The organism is Shigella sp. FJ200513, assembly GCF_040495915.1.
Lineage (GTDB): Bacteria > Pseudomonadota > Gammaproteobacteria > Enterobacterales > Enterobacteriaceae > ECMA0423.
This window is the reverse complement of record NZ_JBDYCV010000247.1, coordinates 1-1,089: the sequence shown is the minus strand read 5'-3', so window position 1 is coordinate 1,089 and position 1,089 is coordinate 1. Positions and strand designations below refer to the sequence as shown.

The 1,089-nt window shown below is 43.0% G+C and carries 2 protein-coding genes and 1 pseudogene; all 3 read right to left on the bottom strand.

Going from position 1 to position 1,089, the window contains the following annotated elements:
* Positions 1–132: 132 nt before the first annotated feature.
* A complete protein-coding gene (locus ABZJ92_RS21955; RefSeq protein ID WP_000180465.1) occupies positions 133–321 on the bottom strand; it encodes a hypothetical protein in 189 nt (62 codons plus the stop codon).
* Between the two features lie 296 nt (positions 322–617).
* A pseudogene (locus ABZJ92_RS21950) lies at positions 618–856 on the bottom strand (IS66-like element accessory protein TnpA); the annotation flags it as partial.
* A 53-nt stretch (positions 857–909) separates the two neighbouring features.
* Positions 910–1,089 (bottom strand): hypothetical protein (locus ABZJ92_RS21945; RefSeq protein WP_214282313.1); only part of this gene is annotated, 180 nt, incomplete at its 5' end.

Here is a 1,089-nt window from a genome sequence, read left to right as displayed (position 1 = left end):
ACGGGAATATCTGCGGCAGCGGGCTTGTAATGGGTTAAGTGATAACAGATGTCTGGAAATATAGGGGCAAATCCACTACCGCGCTGATGGTTCTTATCCGTTTTATTGAATCGGAGAACAAACTGTGAGCTATCAGCCTGGTGGTCTGGTTTTGCCTGATTTAAGCCGCCGTGGGTATTTGTCCAAGAATGCTTCAAGCTCCAATCGTTTTGGCCTGGTGAATGGAGATGGGTTAAGCAAAGACTCTCGTTGCTGGTGTACTTTTTCGCGCTGGCGCTCAAGCATGGATAATGCGATTGCCTGTAGTTCTTCGTTAGTCATTGTCTGCACCTGGAAAGCAATTTACCGGAGTACCTCACACTACGGCAAAAATGTTTTATTGTTGCAACTTGCGTAATTATTCAGGTCAGTTTGGAACGCACTGTATAAACATAAATAACCTGATACTGTTGTGTGTTTTCAAAGAAAACACAGGTATTTTTCACATAAACCTTCCCCTTTTCATATTCGACCACTTAATCAAAAAACGGTTTTATACTTGTTGCCCCCACTGGGGTTAAATGTGAGACATGTCGCACTTTGTGCCATGTGTCCTCGCTGATTTTAGGCGCGGTTCATTCATTCTTTCTGTTGGCATAAAGTATGGTATCGGTTGGGCGAATGAAAGGGACTCGGGTCATGGTCAGACAATACCTGAGGCGTTAATTCGTTGAAAGAGATTGTGAATGGGGGAATAACTGAGTCTTAACTGCTGTGCGATAGCCCGGACAGATAGTTGCTCGTCGAATCTGAGACGTAATGATTCTGGCAAATAAGTGCGAAAGCCGGTGATATCTAGTGTTGTTTGAGAGTTCATCGTTCGCGTCCATTAATACAGATGGACGCGATTGTTGCCAGACAGGATAATTTTCACAAGACATCGCAGATAGAGTACTTACGATAATTTTTTATTTTATACAACAGATGCCCACGAAAAGAATTATTTTCAATAGACACCTGCATTACACAAAGTTGAACCGCCCCGGGAATCCTGGAGACTAAACTTCCTGAGAAAGAGGTAAACAGGATGACTAAAAATACTCGTTTTTC